The organism is Arcanobacterium bovis (assembly GCF_004331995.1).
Classification (GTDB): domain Bacteria; phylum Actinomycetota; class Actinomycetes; order Actinomycetales; family Actinomycetaceae; genus Arcanobacterium_A; species Arcanobacterium_A bovis.
This window is the reverse complement of record NZ_SJDT01000004.1, coordinates 283898-301696: the sequence shown is the minus strand read 5'-3', so window position 1 is coordinate 301696 and position 17799 is coordinate 283898. Positions and strand designations below refer to the sequence as shown.

Sequence of the window (17799 nt, the reverse complement as noted above, 5' to 3'; positions counted from 1 at the left end):
CGTTACCGCTGTGGTTAAAATAGTGGATGTCATGAAGCGACGTTTCATGGCGAATCTTCTTTCGTGTTGGTAAGGCCAGCCTGTGACTGGCTAAAAAATCAATATGGAGGAGGAGAGAAAGACGGGGAACACAGTTCGAGATTGGACACTTTATCTGTGTCCCCCGTCAGCGGGCACCGACCTTAAACAATCAAATTTCCCGATTTATTGTTTTTGGTCGGTGCTCACCTTTACGCCAGCTGTTTGCGGCGTAGCTTGAGTAAACCTAAGCCCAGGGCTAGAAGTGACCCGGATGCTGCACCAACAAATGGCATTGATGAACCGGTGATCGCCAAAGCAGCGTGTGCTACTGGCTTTGGTGTTTCAACAACACTCACGGTTTGAGCCTTATCATTCACATCGTGATGGGTAGCGATAGTTTGACCGTCGCGTTTCACGTCCTCAAAGACGACGACGCTCTTGCCCGCAAGCTTCGATGCGTCAAAACGGATCGTCACGTTCGCACACTCATCAGCCGTTTTCGGCGTGAACTTGCTTGTGACAGTCACGGGCTTACCATCCTCTCCCAGCAACGGTGTCCCGTCTTGCAAGTACAAGGTAGTGACAATCTCGTATTCCTTGCCAGGAATAAGAGTCTTGTTCACATCACACACCTTGTCAGTAATCGACTGGTTAGGCTCAGCCTTGATCTGCTTATCACCATCCACTGTGTCGGTAGCTGTGGTCTGCAGCTTCGGCATTGTCCGTGTAATTGCAAACTGCTCATGCTTATCCTCAACACTGGACGTGAACGGCTTTACACGATCATCACCAGCGAACGAGGTAACGAACACGTATGTTCCTGGAATGTTACCTGCAGCGTCTTGTTTAACCTTGAAATCGGTTGCACCAACGCTTGCATAGAACCCGTTCTTCGCAGGAACATCAACAGTCGCAATCACTTCCGCATTAGCCTTGTTAGCTTCAGTAACTGGCTGGCCTTCCGGGAAGAACAACAACGACTGTTTCATTACCTTTTGATCGGCTACGAAGTAGCCATCCCCCGCGAAATCTGGGTGATCAGCCGGAAATCCTGTAACAAACAGATCATCGACGAGATAGGTGCCCGACTTGGTTTCACGAATCGTCATTGTTGAGTCGATCTCAACCGAGCGACGGTAGGACGTGGTCTCAGCATGAATACCGTAAGCGTCTGCCCAATCAGCGTGAATATAGGGCTGCACATCAGCCGGCTGCGCCGATTTAGTAACGCTCCATACGACGGTTGCGAACCCAGACTTGTCAGCTTTGAAAGTAGCTGTAAGTTTTCCTGGGCCCTTCGCAACCACATCAACACTGCCGATCTTGGTAGCACCTGCAGGAACAGTACCGGACTGTGCTGGCGGAGTATCACCAACGTAGTAAGCGGTAGCCGTGTAGATTACTGGCACGGGAGTTTGAGTTCCGTCCAGGTTGAGCCATTTGCCCCCACCATAGGAAGGGTCAGAAACCGCATCGAAGGTGTCTGTGAACGAGCCAGTGTCACTGATCTTCGCAAGCTGGGACGTACCCATCGGCTGAAAATCATAAGTCACAGTCCACGAAGGTAATGCAACAAGAGTTTCCTCTGGATCGCCAACGCCTGGGTTACCATACGTAAGCGTGTCTTGAACCGTACCATTAACCAGCTTCGTCAATGTCTTACGAGAACCTTTGTACTTAATGATTCCGTCAACAGTACCGTTGCCTGTTGCGCTCCAGCTCAATGTCATTGGGGTTGATTGGCTGCTTCCTGTCCATGTTTGTGAACCGGTTGCGTCAAACTTCGCCGGACCTGTCAGAGTCACAGTCATTGGAATACCAGAAATATAGGTTCCGGCTTGGTTTGTTACACCAATTCCGTGAACGTCGCCTTTACGTAAAGTGTCTCCGGTGACTCCACCCGGTTGGTAGCCTACTGCGGCACTGGCTTTGGCTTCTGCCACGTAGGCTTGTGCCTGGGTCTCGATTTGTGGAGCATTGGCACGCACAATCTTTAAGATATCGCTGACGACGTTTTGTGCAGACGGATCAGAATAGACCGTTGAACCGGTTGAGTCTTCTTCGAAGTTTGCGTGTACCAGCAAAGAAAGTGCGGACTGCACGGCGGGATCTTTCGAATCCTTATATTTATCGAGCAAGTATGCCATCTGTGGTGTGGTGAGTTCCAAACCTGATACTCGTGGCGTCGATGTATCCAGCGTTGCCACGCTGATTACCTGATCTGCCGATGCCGGAGCAGGCTTACCGCCTTGGATACAATAAGCGACTAGTCCACCGGTTTGTGTTCCTGGTACTTGGGTACCGAGCCAGATAAGCTGGGAACCGCTACCGATTTCGTAGCCGATACGGCCTAATCCTTTCGGATCAGTAGCAGAAACAGCAGCATGAGCAGTAGGCACGTGGGTTGCCCCATAGCTGCCTAGCAAGGCGAGGCACGCTGCGAAGACCGCGAACGTGCGTCCCCCTCGTTTAACATGAGAGTTCAATTTTGTTCTCCAATCAATTGGTTATTGAGAAAGTAGCGCCGAAAACCTCTCCTGTTTCCCTGACGCCAAACCGCTATCACTAACGGACAACTATCAACACGGAACAGACCAAGAATTTCCCTGAGTATCAAACTTCAAACATTGGTCTTCGCTTCCGGTTTCCACCCAGCCGTTCTGTCCACCAGTCGAACCACCGGTCGATGTTCCACCGCCGGTCGCTGGTGCTGAAGGAGCCGTGGTTCCACCAGACGACGTTCCTGAACCAGTGGACGTTGTTCCACCAGTTTTCGTTCCACCAGCTTTGCGGGCAGGAGCCGACGACTTACTCGGTACAGAAGGAGTTATCTGCTTTGATACGGTCGGTTGCACGGCTGGCTGTAAAAGGTTCACTGGCGGTGTCATTGCGGCTTTGAGTGCGTCTTCAGCCGCTTTAGCCTCGTTATAGGCTTGATGTAAAGCCGCGTATTCGTCCTTGGCTTCCGCAGCAAGCATCGAGTCATACTTTGCTTCGATCTCTTTGGTCAGTTTCTCTAACGCATCCGTTTTCGCAGCAAGATTATTACGCAGCCCCGGATCGCTAACTTTCCCATCAGACTCACTGATGAGTTTACGGTTACGCTCCACAGCCTCGTTCGACCATTTAATCTCTGGTTTGAGATTGCTGTTCTTCCATAAAAGCGCAGAATTTTTCACGCCCGCGTGTGCTTCACTGGTTGCCTTTTTCACCTCAGCATTCATCGCGGTCAAAGCGTCCGTGCCAGCATTCACAGCATCGAGTTCCTCACCGTTGTCAAGGATAGGAAGTTTCTCAACTTTCCTCATCGCTGACGAGATAGGTAGGCAGTCGTCATAACCTGGCAAAGCGTTTACTTTGCATTCTTCGATCTGTTTCGCTGCAGCATCCATGAGCTTTTTATTCTCACCGCGTGCATCCGAATAAGCCTTCCATGCTCGATCATATTCAGCACGGTTCGTCTGCCAATTGATGAGTATCCCGGATAGAGTAAGCGTGATGCCGATGCCAGCGATAATAATGATCTTGGTTTTCGTGGAAAGGGCTGTGATTTTTTCTTTGAGTGCGTTCATGGGATTAACCGACTTTCTTACGTGGGATCCGGTTGAGAATGATTGCAGAGTTTCCGTCGATGGAAGGTTTCTCAACCGGAAGACTGTTATGTTCACTATCATTAATATCAGATAGCTCCGGTATAAAACCGTTGCCATCATAAGCAATTCTCGCTACCAAGATTTCTTTTGCTTTTGTGGTGGTGATTGGAAAATTTGACGCCATCGAGACATAGAATTCTTTTCCTTCACGCATGTATGCGAACCGGAAAAACAAACCTTGCTTCGTCAGCCGCGTTAGGCTTTGACGGATCATGTTTTCATTCATTCCGCGTTTAGCCAGCTCGCGGTATCCAACGTTTTCTCGTTGCGTTGCTGCGAGAAGAACCGATAAGATTCCGAGATCGAAATAAGATAGCTTTGCGTCTTTGACCAAGTTGGTAGGCAGGAATACCCCTTGCGCCGGTGAAGAATAATGAGTATGCATCACTGTTTTCTCCCGTCAACAATCGCAAGTGCTTGATAACAAAGATCGCTCAACAAGATTTGGCCTTCAAACGAGGAAGCGATTGCGTGTGCTTCGAGAAACTGTTCCCGTTCAGGAAGTCCAGAAGTACCGTCAATGATGGCCTGTAGGCGCTGGCTATACCGATTGACTCGTTCGCGCTTCTCATCCCCTGGTTTCGGCGGTGGAGGGCACTCAACCGCTTCACGAAGCCGGAAAAGCACTAAACCAGTCCCATTGCGCACTGACGCCGGAATCGCGTTAGCATCCAGCTTTCGTCGAATCGCGCCAACCGTCCAACCTTGAGCAAGAGCGCCGTACAAGATCTGCGCAGCAGATCGAGCTCCACCACGCCCAAGCAGAGCAACATACGTTTGCGGTAACGCCGACTGGATCAAATTCCAATCAACATCTGTCACCTGTGGGGCAGGATCATCCACACCACCCACACCAGAAAAGTTATCCACAGATGCCTGGCTTGGTATGGTTGGTGGTTCTATTGATGGTTCTAAATCTATATAAGGAACCAAGAGGTCACTAGTGTCCGGTTGCGACCGGCCACCTGTGTCCGGTTGCGAACCTTCACCGTCCGCAACCGGCCATTTTGGCCGATTGGTTATTTCCCTAGACAAACTCGGGTTATCCACAACTTCATGACAAGACGCTGCTTCAAAGTTATCCACAGGAGTTTCGCAACCGGACAAAATGGCCGGTTGGTTATTTTGCAACGAAAACTCAACACCAACATGCAGCTGGTAAATATTCGATTTGCGCCCTGACTGACCACTACGTACCCGCACATCAATCAATCCATGATCTTTTAGAAACTGAACATGGCGACGCAAAGAACGCTCACTGCAGCGTGCTTTAGGAGCAAGTGTTGCCTGGGACGGCCAAGCAAGCCCCTCATCATTCGCAGCATCGGCCAAAGCTAGCAAAACAAGCGTTTCACTAGCAGGAAGCTCTTCTAGGGTAAATACCCACGACATTGCCTTAACCGACATTATCGGTCACCCATTCTCTCGAAACAAAGGAACATCTTCAAACGCTTCATCAGCAGAAGAAGCAGACGGCACCACCGGGGTAAGAATCTTCTCTACCTCGTCACGTGGAATACGAAACTGACCAGAAGGCAAAACGATATAAGATACTCGCCCGACTGAACACCAACGCGTCACAGTCTGGCGCGTAACGTTTAGAATCTCCGCGACTTCGGATGGAGATAAGAGATCATGTTTCAATTTCTTTTCCTCAAGCCAGTTTATTTTAAATAACTTACTGAGACGAATATATTTCGCAAAACCATGTTTGTCAACTAAAATCAGTTGCACCAAAACAAACCGATTGTGTATATTTGACTCATGACAGTGATGAATGACAGCTATATTTCAACCATGAGTATCAATGAGATCATTGGCGAGCGTGTGTCTATATGGCTGCGCCGACGTGGACTTATGCAAATGGATCTTGCAAACTATCTTGGCTTAAAAAAGCCAGTTGTTTCACGAAAGATTTCAGGACATGTAGCTTGGTCTGCCATTGACTTAGTGAGAACTGCTGCTTTTCTCGACTTAGACATTGAAGACCTATTGCCGAACGAAACCGTTGAGCTGGAGAAAGCAAAATCCCCAGACTCTTTCGAGTCCAGGGATTCTGGTTTAGTTGCGGGGACAGGATTTGAACCTGCGACCTCCGGGTTATGAGCCCGGCGAGCTACCGAACTGCTCCACCCCGCGTCGGTACTTCTACCTTAGACGGCACTCCCCACAACTATCAAGGTGAGAGAGGGTGCCTTTGCTCACGTATCAGCAACTACTTCCCCATTGCTTTCTGTGCTTCCATCGCTTCCTTAATCGCATCAGCCAGCTTGTTTTGAGCGGTTCCATACGCGCCCCAGTCTCCATTTCTGCGAGCGGTATCGCTCTCAGAAATAGCCTGCTCGGCCTTCTTCAAAGCAGCGTCCAGTTTCTCCTGCGGGGTACCGACCGATCCTGAGCCGCCCGATCCTGAGCCGCCAGCTGCACCGGGAGCAGGCGACGGCGTCGCCGCACTTCCTCCAGTCTTGTCACCAGCGCTTCCGCCAGCCTTGTCCGCGCCCGCAGCTCCAGCAGCGCCAGCCGCATTTCCAGCGGCGTTATCGTGCGAACCATCCGATGGAATCGGCGCCGTCTTGGCGCCCTTGATTGCGGCGTCGCCAGCACTTACACCGGAATCGCCACCAAACACCTTGTCAAGCGCGGCGTCGAGGGTCGGCGCGAAGCCCACCTTGTCACCGAACATGGCCAATACATACTGCAATGTGGGGTACTTCGTACCGGTCGCCGCCTGCACATAAATAGGCTGCACGTACAGCAAGCCTCCACCAATCGGCAGCGAAAGCAAATTGCCTTCCATCACTTCTGTACCGCCACGACGCAACAAGTTCAACGCCGTCGACACATCTGGACTCGTCAGCATCGCATTCTCGGCCTGGCCTGGTCCCGAAACCGTCAAATCACGCGGCGCCTCAAGCAATCTCAACTTGCCATAAGAATCAGCAATCTTGCCAGTCTCATGCCCAGCATTCGAATCTGCTGCTAAGAAGCCCGTCATCACATTGCGGTTTGTGTTACCACCTGGAATATAAGACGTGGTCAGCGAGAACGAAGCCTGCTGCTGACCCGGCATTTGCAAGGTCAAGTAATATGGCGGCTGGTTCGGCGCTTTTTTGTCCTCGTTATCCACAGTTGGTTCGCGCGGAACCTGCCAGAAATCACCACCGGAGTAGAACGACTTCGCGTCCTTTACGTGGTAGCGCGCCAGCAAACCACGCTGCACTTTAAACAAATCCTCAGGATAACGCACGTGTGCAATCAGATCGCCCGGCATCTGTTCAAGCGGTGTTACCTGCCCAGGGAAAATATTCTTCCAAGCGTTGATAATCGGATCCTTCTGATCCCATTGATACAGCGTCACTTTTCCGTCGTAGGCATTCACAACGGCCTTCACCGAATTGCGAATATAATTGATCTGAGACGGAATCTGACCAACTACATTTTGCTTGGTGCGGGCATCAGCAGTGAGCTCATTGAGTGTTTCACGCGCCGAGTACGGATAATTATTCGACGTAGTGTAGCCGTCAATGATCCACACGAGTTCCTTTGGAGTCTTTGGATCGTTATCCATATCGACGACGGCGGGGATCACCTTCGAATCAAGAGTCAGATACGGCGCCACCTTTGCCACGCGTTTACGCGGGTCACGGTCGAACAGAATCTGCGATTGCGAAGTCACGCGGTCAGAGAAGAACAACTCCGTTGAGCGGAATCGAATCGCGAACATCAATTTCGCAAAAGCATTGGAAATCTGCGGACCACCGTCGCCCTTGTACGTGGTATTTACCTGCCCGTTTGGCGCTGAATCGTCTGGGTAGTCCAACTCCCACGGAGTCGCACCCTTAGGTGCACCAACGATCGAGTAATCAGGTGATTTTTGCCCGAAATAAACGCGCGATTCATACTCCCCAATTTCTCCCGACGACGGAATACCCGCCTCCCAGAACGCAGGGTCACCCTTCGGCGTCGCCGTGTTTCCGTATGCAGCAGCTACACCGAAACCGTGCGTGAAAACGGTATGATCGTTCACCCAGGAACGACGCGAATCGTCCAGGCCTTCGAGGTTGAGTTCTCGCACCGAGATCACGGTGTCACGCATTTCTCCGTTGATCCGGTAGCGATCTACCGAAAGCTGCGGCAAAAACTCATAGTACTGCCGGTTTTGTTGTAGCTGGTTGAACGACGGCGACACAATATTTGGATCAAGCAGTCGGATCTGCGCCGCGGTTTGCGAGTCTTGGCGCAACTGTCCTGGCGTGGCATCGGTTCGTGCCGCGTACTGTTGAGTTTCCACCTCGTCCAGCCCATATGCCTTGAGCGTGGCATCAATATTTCGCTGGATAAATTCCGACTCTAGCTCCGCAGCATTGGGATTAACCTTGAAGTTTTGGAGCAACACTGGGTACAAACTCGTCAACACCAAACCTGCCGTCACTGTTGAAACAACGCCGACGACGGCGAGCTTCCAGGTACGTCGGAAGGCCGCCACAGCAAACAGCACTCCGACCAGCAACACCGAGATTGCAAGGATCGTGAGTCCTGGTTTCGAAGCATTGATATCGGTGAAGTTCGCTCCTGAGAAGCGGTCATTGTTTCCAAGGAGCAGGTCATAGCGCGATAGCCAGAACGACGCCGCGATGCCAAATGCAGCGAGAGCAGCTAGAACACCTGCATGAACTTGCGCTTTCTTGGAAATACGAAGCTTACCTTTCACACTGGAAATATCAGAATTGATCCAGTAACCAACCATTGCAGCGAGCAAAGACACCGCTAGGAGCATGAAGTAGTATCTCAATAACAGGTGCAATACCGGCAAACTGAACACGTAGAACGAGATGTCCAAGCCAAACTCTGGGTCTTTTTGGTTAAATGGCGTAGCGTTGAGCCACAACAAGAACGACCGCCAGTCAGCCCCAAGCGTTGTGCCAGCTAGAATACCTGCCACGAGCGGAGCGACTACCAGCGATAACCACGGTTTACCGCGCGCGATTTGGTTGATTTTTACTTGCGGCGTGACTGGAACGAGCAACGGCTCGACAAAGGGAACCGCTTCCTTCCCAAATTTTCCACCCATCGCAATTCGGAAGTTCACCGCCACAATCAGCGAGAAAACAACAGCTCCCACTCCCGCCAACACGAGCCAAGCGCCGTATTGCGTCCAGAACACGCGAGCAGCCTCAATTTGTTCAAACCATTTGAGTTCGGTCCAAAATGATGCAAACACTACGGTGACTGCAAGGATCACGCCCAAAATTGCAAGCGTCGGCAAGAAAGCGCCACCGGCACCGCCTTTACGCTTGTGTGCTTTAGGCTTTCCATCTGCCGGCTTGTTAGGTGGCATTTGTGAAGTAGACAATCCAAAACCTCGTCATAATATTGTTCTTCTGCCCACCGGTGTTTCTGCACGATGTTGGGCATATATAGTCACATAAAACCGTATCAGAACTTGGCACCGCAAAGCACCCCTTACGTGAACTCTTCCCGTCCATCATGCTTTGGGCGAATCTACACTACACGGGCATAACAACAGCTTGAGGGCTTGCACCTGCCTACACCGTGCTGACCCATGCTGATCTATGCTGACCCACGCCAACTCACGCTGATCCGCACCCGCCCGCATCTTGCCCACGTATGCCCGCGTCTGTCCGCGCCCATCGTCGCCTGCCCGCGCAGGCTCCTAAAGGAGCAGTATCGGCAAACTTATGGAACAATACTTCCTATGACTGCATCGCAAGCTCTTCGTAATGCCACATTAGAAATTGAAAAACATGTTGCCGGTGGCGGCTGGGACGGCCCAATCCGACTTTTTGCCCTTGTGAAAGCCCGTGCAGCCCTTGACTTGAATCCTGCACTCGCCGAAGAACTGCCCGCTGATGTTAAGGCAGAGTCAATTTCTGATCCCGACACACTCTTCTCAGTTGAACAAGAAGATCTACCTAAAGCTGATTCTTTGAACGAGCTTCTCGGCCAGATCATGTGGCCTGAAGAAGTTGATGGAGCAGCGATTTCGGTTGAGCGCATCGTCTTGCCTCCATCCGCGGAGGTAAATCTCCCAGAAGATGAAGTCGAGGCACAAAAAGTTCTCCAATCGCATCCCGATCGTCAAGACGTACGGATGGTTGCCGCCGTCTTACGCTCTGGTGAAACGTGGAGCGCGATCCGTATGAAAGACCACGACGCCGACGACATGGTGCTATCCGGAAGCGAGCTCGTACAAGGGCTGAGCGAAGCGCTCAAAATGACTTTCGAGTAATCGCGCAATCTTCTCGCAAACGCACTAATTCGCCACAATAATTACCCGTTATGCAGTGACGCTACTTGTGTTCCAGCAGGTCACGGCATGAGGTGAGCTTACTTGTGTCGCCGGATTTCACACTCTCCACAACAGTGCGCGCCTCGTCAATAGTGCGAACCGCCCACACATTCATACCCTGCGGCTCATAACCAATGGTCTCACGGCAGTTTTCTGCGGGAGCAATAAAATCAGTGGCACCGTGTTCTGCAGCGCCCTGAAGTTTATGTTCGATGCCACCAATAGGCCCAACGTTGCCGTTCCACGCGATTGTTCCAGTACCCGCTATTGCGGCTTTTCCGCCCAGCGATTCCTTAGTGAGCTGGTCATAAATCCCCAACGTGAACATCATCCCGGCGCTCGGCCCACCGATACCTTCAACGATATACTTCACTTTTCCGGGGATCTTAACGTCTTGCACGTCTATGAGCACTCCCAGAATCGACCCCGGAGCTACCCAGCCATTGGCATCTTTTTGGTGTGCAACGGTGGTGAAGCTTTCGTCAACTTGCTTTCCATTTCGCTCAAGGCGCATGGTAACTTCGGTATTGGGTTTCGTAGCATCTAAAAAGGATGCCAGTTGTTTGAAGCTCGAAATGCTGTGATAGTCATTTTCGCTGCTTAATTTGATGGCTTTGATAACGTCTCCAGGTTGCAATTTCTTCCCTGAGGGAAAGTCCTTGCTCACACCAGCGACTTTCAAGGTCATCGAAACGGGGTATCCCGCCATCTCGAAAGCCACAAGCGCCGCCGTGTCCTGCGACGACGTCATCGCCATTTGGTTTTGTTTCTTGACGTCCTCAGAGCTGAGATTGTCCGGAAACATCACGCGAAGCGGTAATATCTGCAAATCTTTGCGGAAAAGCGCTGTTACTGCCTGCGCAACTGGCGCTCCGGCGTCGGCATTCCCGTAGGCGCTCACGGTAGTCATAAAAAGTTTGGTATCGCTGGGATACGTCTGGACGTCACTGACTGAAACTAATGGCTGACCTTCAACTTTTGAGTTAACATCGAGCGCTGGCCCAGTCCCCTCAACCACGTACCCAGAGGGCACAGCGCTGGCAATAAGCAACAGAAGCACGAACAACGTTCCCGAATACTGTATCCGCGTTTTTTGGTTTGAGGTTTTAGGTAGTTTCAACTGCACCACAATATGATGTCACGTTTTTCTGTGAATTTGCTGGGTTACGCCTGCCAAAATGGCTACAATCACGTTCGCCATGTGCTGATCGTGATTTCTTGTTACTCGCGGCGCGATACGGCTACGCTTGGTGTAGATGTAGGAGGATACATGAGTCAAGAACCGAACGGCACCCCAGATCCGAACAATTTCGAACAAATGCTTCGTGCTATCTTGGGCGAAGAAGCAGCTCAAGAAGTTGTGCGTGCGTTTGAGCAAGAGGGTGTCGATCCTAATGCCCAAATGGCCCACGTGTTCAACGGGCAGGATTTCACGGTTATCAGCCAGCAGATCCAAGATTTGCTTGGTTCGTCGGGAGACGGCGCTGTGAACTGGAACATTGCAGAGCAAGTTGCGCGAGAAACAATTGCGGCGAAGCACCTCGATCAGCTCACAGCTGCCGACGGCGATGCCGCGCGTAACGCTCTACGCACCGCTTCTCTGTGGCTCGACGCCGCATGCGAACTTGATCCAACTACCGGTCCTAATATGGCATGGATGCGTCTCGATTGGGTGGCACATTCCTTACCTACCTTCAAGCGACTTTTTGACCCAGTGGGCGCGAATATTGCGCGGGCAGTTTCGGAATCTTTTGAAGTACAGGTTGAGCACATGCCACCGGAGATGCAGGGCATTTTTGGCGATCCGGCACAAATAATGGGCAAGGTACTTGCGTCAATGCTCGGTGTTCAGTACGGTGCTGCTCTCGCCGAGTTAGCCACTGCTTCCTTCGGCACTACCGATACTGGTCTGCCTTTGATGGAAGGCTCCTCGGCTGCCTTGGTACCGTCGAATATTCTCGGTTTCGCGCAAGAGCTAGACATTGAATACTCTGAAGTGCTGGCTTATGTGGCAGTGCGCGAAGCAGCGGCGGCGCGGCTCTACACCCGGGTGCCGTGGTTGCGGGCGCGAGTGCTCGACACCGTGGCAGAATTCGCCCAAGGAATCACGATCAACACCGAGGCTATTGAGGAACAGCTGCGTGATTTGCCGATGGACGATCCTACCTCAATGCAAGAGATCGACCTCAGTGGCGTCTTCTCGCTTGATCTTAGTGAAACTCAGGCAGATGCACTTGCTCGACTTGAACACCTCATTTCACTTGTGGAGGGTTGGATTTCGGAGATTTCGGCACGCGCTGTGGCACCTCACCTTCCCAATGCAGTTCCATTGCGTGAAATGTTCACGCGCCGGTCTGCCACCAATAATCCAGCAAAACACGTGTGGGAAACACAGTTGGGAATGCAGCTTGTGCCTCGGCAAATTCGCGACGCTGCAAAGTTCTGGCAACTTGCATTAGACAAGCTGGGTGCCCAAGATCGCGATGCCTTGTGGGCGCATCCAGATTTGCTCCCAAGCTCTGAGGTGCTCAACAATCCCGAGGAATTCTTCGTTACCCAAACGTCGTCTGATATTGAGGTAGAGCTTGATTCTTTCCTTGCTAATTTGTTCAGTGATTCAGATGATTCTTCTACTGATCAATCGGATATCCCTCACGAACCAAAATTTGGCGATTCTGAAAAGGACACAGACAAAGAATAAGCAAAGAGCAAGAGTTCTATAAAGGAATTCGGGCTAAAACGGAGCCAAGTGGGGTGTTGCGAGGACTGTCTCGCAACACCCCACTCATATTTCGGCTTGTATTGTTAATCAAGAAAAACAACCGATAAATAATCCAATATACCAAATTCAGCGACTGCTTGGTGGTGGGTTTCCACAGCTGTGGAAACCCACCACCAAGCATTTTCAAATCGGCATATCTTGGTTAGTAACACATATTGCGATTTCCAGGGTTGGTTATCTGGCAGGGTACGTGAGAGCCAACCCAGAAAATGGCAACACAAATGAATCCGAATAGCGTACCCACGCATTCACTCTCCCACCTCACCCAACAAGGATGTTGACGATGCACATTAACAATGGACTAGGCGTATATTGGTGGTCACCAAAGTCAGCACAAATCGGTTTAGATCCACGCCTAGGCGTCGAACTGAAAAATCTCACGCCCCCAGAAATGGAATTCGTAGATTCACTGACAGTTCCACACACCGCTTCCGATCTCAAAGAGCTCGCTGTGAGCAAAGGAATGACGGCGCAACGCACTCACGAAATACTTGCAAATCTTGACCGCGCGGGCCTACTAGATTCTGATCGACCATACACGCCAGACGGTGATGCTTGGTGGCGACTGCGCCATGCACTGCCAAAACACCGCAAAGCAATCCGGATATGCGTACCAAATCTTGATGCACTCGGATTCGGTATTGCTATTGAATTAGTTCGCGCAGGTATCGGAACAATCACGACTGCCGATACACAGAGAGTCGGTGAGTTTGACTTACCAAGTGTGCGCAGCGAATATCTTGGTTTGCCACGAGCCCAAGCGCTAACTACTGTTGGCCGCGAGATCAGCCCGCATATCGCTCTGGGTGCGCAGAAGCCACCGCATCTTGTTGTTATGACAGGTTCACACTGTGTAGACCCATTGGCAGTTGGAAAGTATTTGGCGCGCGGCATCCCTGTTTTTCAGGCAGTCACCGAGGAAGTGGATGTTTATGTAGGACCAATTTCGATTCCACATCGAAGTCCGTGCGGAACCTGTGTATATCTTGAACGGCTCGATGCCGATGCTCGTTGGTCTTATTTTGCTTCCCAAGCTTGTGCGGGGCGTCCCGTTATTCCCGAAATGAGCACGTTCCTGCTTGCCCAGAGCTTAGCGGTACGGGAAATTTTGAATATTGTCGACGGATTTAAGTGCTCAATCACTCACGCCCGTTGGCTCATACCACCTTCACCAGCACCTCCACAGCTCACAGCCATAGACGTGCATCCGAGTTGTGATTGCGCTAGCCCTAATACCGATCACGACGCCGAGCCGACTCAGGATCAACAATCGACAAAATCGCCAAACCATACTTCATGAGCTTGGTATTTCCAATCCCTTTAATTTTTCCTAGTTCTTCGAGGCTGCGAGGCTTGCACACAGCGATCTGCATAAGCGTTGCATCGTGAAGAATCACGAATGCTGGTTTACCTACCTCTTCGCTTACCATTTGCCGCCACTGTTTAAGTTCTTCGAGAAGTGGAACATCGTCGGGATGCTCATGAGCAAAATTCTCATGGCTAAGCTTGGCTTGCTTACGCTTCTGAGTCGAGAGAGATAAAGGTTGTGGCCATTCCTCGTCGAGAAATCTCGATATCTTTCGCTTGCCACGATTCCCATTGCCATGAGCATAGGAAATGTGCAGTTCTTCTTGTGCACGGGTAAGACCAACGTATAGCAATCGACGTTCTTCACGGATTTTTTCGGCAGAATTTGCTAAGGAAATCGGCATAAGGCCCTCGCTCATACCAATGAGGAAAACAATCGGCCATTCCAAGCCCTTTGCCGCATGCAAAGACGACAACGTTACAGAATTGACGGTTGGAACATTTTGCAGCTGTGACCTTTCCTCAAGCTCTAGCACAAAATCACGAACGGTAGCCTTGCGCGCATCCCACATTTCCTCTGCCAAGTTGAGTAACGCCCGAAGCGATTCCCAACGTTCGCGAGCGCTGCCCATCTGTTCCGGTGCAGTTGGTCTCCAGCCCATGGCTTTCAACGTACTTTCCACAATTTCTGGAAGCGCGCTCCGTTCTGTAACACGCGCAGCAGCACGTAAGGCGACCATTGCTTCTCGAACCTCGCGCCGGTTGAAGAACCGCTCAGACCCTTTGAGAGCATACGAAATACCAGCTTGCGACAGCGCGTTTTCGATCTGGGCAGATTGCGCGTTGGTTCGATAGAGAACTGCAATATCGCTGAGATCTTTTCCTTCGCTGCGCAAGGTCAATATTTTTCCAGCAATCTGCGCTGCTTCATCGGCATCATCAGCGTATGTTGAAAACTCAACCGGGCGTCCAGAAGGCAACATCGAGTTGAGATAAACTGCCCCAGCAAGTTGATCGTGGGAAATAGTCGAATTTGCCAACTCCACGATTTGCGGCGTGGACCGATAATTGCGATTGAGTTTAACAGTTGTAGCCTGCGGAAACTCTTTCGAGAATTCCGACAAGTACGAAGATCGAGCTCCAGTAAAAGAGTAAATCGTCTGCGATACATCACCAACCACACACAGATCTTTGCGATCCCCTAGCCACAACTGCAACAGCCTATGCTGCATTGGCGATACGTCCTGATATTCGTCCACCACAAAATGCCGAAAACGATTACGAATCCGACTGGTAATATCGCCACGGTCGCGCATAATACCGATGAGGATCAAGATCGCATCTTCGAAATCAATAATATTTCGTTCTTGTTTGACCTCTTCGTAGGCACTTATGAGCCGCGCAATATCCTCGGGCGACTGGTCAGCAATATTTATGCGCCCCTGTTCTACCGCACGAGCTGCATAATCCTGTGGAGCGATCAACGATACCTTTGACCACTCAATTTCCTCGGTGAGATCTTTCAAACTCCCACGATCAGTTGGCATACCGAGTTGCGCAGCAGCTTGGGATACAAATGGAAGCTTGTGTTCCTTGATCTCCGGCAGACGCCCGCCAATCGCATTCGGCCAAAAGAATCGCAGTTGATAAAGAGCCGCAGCATGGAAAGTCTGTGCTTCGACGTCGGGCACACCCAAATCGCGTAGCCGCGCTCGCATCTCTCCCGCAGCACGGCTAGTGAAGGTAACTGCCAAAACATTGCGCGGATCATAAACTCCCGAATGTACACCATGAGCAATTCGGTAGGTAATGGCACGCGTTTTTCCAGTACCTGCACCAGCGAGTACGCACATCGGACCATGAAGTGAGGTTGCGACGGCGCGTTGCTCAGGGTCTAGATCGCGCAATAATTCACCGTTATAATCCACTATCAGCGCTCCTCTCTTGTCTCGTGCATGTCAATTACTGCGTCGGCCACTGCTCTCCACTATCTACCAAAGCTCTAACTGCTATCTTGCCAATAACCCATCGCCCAAGCCGCCTGCAAATCGCTCAAGTCAGATGGAAAACTGCAAGATAGCTCCTGCGCTCTTCCTATAGTCTAGTGTGGCACAGGGCTCCTGCCTATTTTCGTTGCCGCTTCCCAACCGTCGTCATACACGCTCCAAATCTTCCTTTTTTACCTGCAATTTTATTCATCGTCCGACACCCAAACGAATTTCGCTCCCAGCGTCTGAGCAAGGCATCGCTCCTATACGACGTTTAAGATAAAAGTATGGCTCAAGAACTTCTCACGATATACACAACCACGTGGTGTGGCTACTGCAAGAACCTCAAGAAGCAGCTCGATGCAAAAGGCATTGCATATCGCGAAGTCGATATCGAAGCAGATCCACAGGCAGCCGATAGAGTTGCCGAGGTAAATGGCGGCGACCGCATCGTTCCCACTGTGGAGTTTTGGGATTCGAGCACGCTTACTAATCCGCGTGCGGCAGAGGTAGAATCCAAGCTCAGCGAGTATTCTGGCAGTTGAGGCAATTACCGCACACAGGTAATCCAATAATCCCGATAAGGCGAGTACTTGCTTCCTACTTACCGCGCATTACTGATTGCTCAACTCTAGCGACCGGTTTGCGCAACCAAAGCCCTTCCCAGTACTCGGTCATCGCGATACACCACTACTGATTGCCCGCGTGGTAGCCCGCGAACTTCTTCGTGCAGGTCAATGTGCATAACATCGGCTTCACGCCGTATCGACGCCGGAATCTCACGTCCAGGTGCCCGCACCTGCACGAAAGCCTCCACAACGTCGTCGGAAATATCGGGTGCGAGCCAATTAGCTTGATTACCAGTGATTTTACGTACCGCTAGCAGCTCTTGTGGCCCAACAGTAACCGTATTCGAACGCGCGTCCACGTCAATGACGAACTTGGGTTCCTTACCTTGCATTGACCGATCAAGACCTAGGCCTTTGCGCTGGCCGATTGTATAACCATAGATACCAGAGTGCTCCCCCACCACGTTTCCATGTTCGTCGCGAATCTCTCCAGCTTGTTTACCTAGGCGCGCTTCAATGAAACCGCGGGTATCGCCGTCTGGAATAAAACAAATATCGTAAGAATCCGGTTTCTCCCCTGTGCCCAAATTGCGCCGGATCGCTTCTTCTCGAACCGCTTCTTTCGAAGCAACATCGCCAAGCGGAAAATACGATTTGGAAAGCGCCTCAAGCCCCACTGCGGAAAGCACATAAGACTGATCCTTCGCTCGAAAACGCGCCCGATGCAGCTGCGTAAAACCGCTGGCAGATTCAGTGCCATGCACCACTGAGGCATAATGCCCGCTGATCACACCGTCGAAACCGTGCTCAGCGGCGAATTGATGCAGAACCGCAAATTTCACGTGCTCATTGCAATGCACGCAGGGATTCGGAGTGTGTCCCTGCTGGTAAGCGTCGAGAAAATAATCTATTACCAGCTTGGAGAACACTTCGGCGTAGTCCCATGTTTGGAATTCAATACCGAGTTTATCCGCCACCTTTTGGGCATCGAGCCTGTCGCGTGGATTGCCGCACCCCGCAATCGGACCATCGGGTACGACGTCGGACGCAAGGTTTGCGTGTAACGCGAGGTACACGCCCGTCACGTCGTGCCCTTGTTCCACCATTCGCGCCGTCGCCACGGACGAATCAACACCACCAGACATTGCTGCAAGAATCTTCACCCTCA

13 protein-coding genes and 1 tRNA gene are annotated in these 17799 nt (G+C 51.3%); 4 read left to right on the top strand and 10 right to left on the bottom strand.

Annotated elements, in window-relative coordinates; genetic code table 11:
• Positions 1-230 precede the first annotated feature (230 nt).
• The 7 genes from EZJ44_RS06650 to EZJ44_RS06620 all read right to left on the bottom strand — a co-directional run bounded on the left by EZJ44_RS06650 (position 231) and on the right by EZJ44_RS06620 (position 9012).
• Positions 231-2420 (bottom strand): VaFE repeat-containing surface-anchored protein, encoded by a 2190-nt coding sequence (locus EZJ44_RS06650; protein ID WP_131281528.1) that lies wholly within the window; start codon positions 2418-2420, stop codon positions 231-233.
• Positions 2421-2600: 180 nt separating this feature from the next.
• Positions 2601-3593 carry a hypothetical protein gene (locus EZJ44_RS06645; protein ID WP_131281526.1) on the bottom strand — a complete coding sequence of 331 codons (993 nt, stop codon included), beginning with the start codon at positions 3591-3593 and terminating at the stop codon, positions 2601-2603.
• Positions 3594-3597: 4 nt separating this feature from the next.
• The gene (locus EZJ44_RS06640; RefSeq protein ID WP_131281524.1) at positions 3598-4062 is read right to left on the bottom strand and encodes a hypothetical protein; all 465 of its coding nucleotides are present in this window, start codon (positions 4060-4062) and stop codon (positions 3598-3600) included.
• The gene (locus EZJ44_RS06635) at positions 4059-5081 is read right to left on the bottom strand and encodes a helix-turn-helix domain-containing protein (RefSeq protein WP_131281522.1); all 1023 of its coding nucleotides are present in this window, start codon (positions 5079-5081) and stop codon (positions 4059-4061) included. The genes EZJ44_RS06640 and EZJ44_RS06635 overlap by 4 nt, the downstream gene beginning before the upstream one ends.
• A gap of 6 nt (positions 5082-5087) precedes the next feature.
• Complete coding sequence (locus EZJ44_RS06630; protein WP_165496140.1) at positions 5088-5408, bottom strand: excisionase family DNA-binding protein; 321 nt, start codon at positions 5406-5408, stop codon at positions 5088-5090.
• A 331-nt stretch (positions 5409-5739) separates the two neighbouring features.
• A tRNA-Met gene (locus EZJ44_RS06625) sits at positions 5740-5813 on the bottom strand.
• A 76-nt stretch (positions 5814-5889) separates the two neighbouring features.
• Positions 5890-9012: a UPF0182 family membrane protein gene (locus EZJ44_RS06620; RefSeq protein ID WP_131281517.1), complete on the bottom strand. Its 3123-nt coding sequence runs from the start codon at positions 9010-9012 to the stop codon at positions 5890-5892.
• A 225-nt stretch (positions 9013-9237) separates the two neighbouring features.
• Here EZJ44_RS06620 and EZJ44_RS06615 point away from each other — a divergent pair, with 225 nt between their 5' ends.
• The gene (locus tag EZJ44_RS06615) at positions 9238-9924 is read left to right on the top strand and encodes a PPA1309 family protein (RefSeq protein ID WP_241658624.1); all 687 of its coding nucleotides are present in this window, start codon (positions 9238-9240) and stop codon (positions 9922-9924) included.
• Between the two features lie 61 nt (positions 9925-9985).
• Here EZJ44_RS06615 and EZJ44_RS06610 read toward each other — a convergent pair whose 3' ends face one another.
• Positions 9986-11113, bottom strand: coding sequence for a YlbL family protein (locus EZJ44_RS06610; RefSeq protein ID WP_241658623.1), 1128 nt, complete (start codon positions 11111-11113; stop codon positions 9986-9988).
• Positions 11114-11119: 6 nt separating this feature from the next.
• On the opposite strand from EZJ44_RS06610, the gene EZJ44_RS06605 reads away from it, so the two are divergent.
• Positions 11120-12685 (top strand): zinc-dependent metalloprotease, encoded by a 1566-nt coding sequence (locus tag EZJ44_RS06605; protein WP_241658622.1) that lies wholly within the window; start codon positions 11120-11122, stop codon positions 12683-12685.
• Between the two features lie 364 nt (positions 12686-13049).
• Entirely contained in the window at positions 13050-14066 is a 1017-nt protein-coding gene (locus EZJ44_RS06600; RefSeq protein ID WP_131281515.1) for a hypothetical protein, read from the top strand.
• Here EZJ44_RS06600 and EZJ44_RS06595 read toward each other — a convergent pair.
• Entirely contained in the window at positions 13996-16002 is a 2007-nt protein-coding gene (locus EZJ44_RS06595; protein ID WP_131281513.1) for an ATP-dependent DNA helicase UvrD2, read from the bottom strand. The genes EZJ44_RS06600 and EZJ44_RS06595 overlap by 71 nt on opposite strands.
• 347 nt (positions 16003-16349) lie before the next feature.
• Between EZJ44_RS06595 and EZJ44_RS06590 the strand changes: the two genes are divergently transcribed.
• Positions 16350-16607: a mycoredoxin gene (locus EZJ44_RS06590; RefSeq protein ID WP_131281511.1), complete on the top strand. Its 258-nt coding sequence runs from the start codon at positions 16350-16352 to the stop codon at positions 16605-16607.
• 86 nt (positions 16608-16693) lie between these two features.
• Here EZJ44_RS06590 and mnmA read toward each other — a convergent pair whose 3' ends face one another.
• A complete protein-coding gene (mnmA, locus tag EZJ44_RS06585) occupies positions 16694-17794 on the bottom strand; it encodes a tRNA 2-thiouridine(34) synthase MnmA (protein ID WP_131281509.1) in 1101 nt (366 codons plus the stop codon).
• Positions 17795-17799: the final 5 nt, after the last annotated feature.